General features: G+C 49.0%; 1 protein-coding gene. It reads right to left on the bottom strand.

What is annotated here, in order from left to right; translation table 11 throughout:
* Positions 1-144 precede the first annotated feature (144 nt).
* The coding region (locus FDX22_RS21295; RefSeq protein ID WP_186805405.1) for an SPOR domain-containing protein at positions 145-302 on the bottom strand (158 nt) is incomplete at its 5' end.

The following is a 302-nucleotide window of genomic DNA, read 5'->3' as shown; positions in this document are numbered from 1 at the left end:
ATGGTCTGAACTACGACGTCCGTGGTGAAATTAAAAAAAGTGCCCTACTATAGCAAATGCATAACTGGCAGGCATCTGACTTTCCGCGTGACTTTGTTAATGTCATTTACAGAAATTGACAATTCAGATGCCTGGTTTACGTTATTACACGCCGGTGATGAAGGACTGTAATTGCGCCTCGGATTGCAGACGCTGCTGCAGTGTGGAGGCTTCAGCCTTGCTGGCGAATGGCCCCATCTGAATACGCCAAACGGCACCGTTTTGCACAACCCGGCCCGGAACGCCAAACTGCTGACTTAAAC

Source organism: Citrobacter sp. TBCS-14 (assembly GCF_005280805.1).
GTDB classification, from domain to species: Bacteria; Pseudomonadota; Gammaproteobacteria; order Enterobacterales; family Enterobacteriaceae; genus Citrobacter; species Citrobacter gillenii.
Note: the sequence above shows the minus strand (reverse complement) of the source record. Positions and strands in the feature narration are given on the sequence as shown.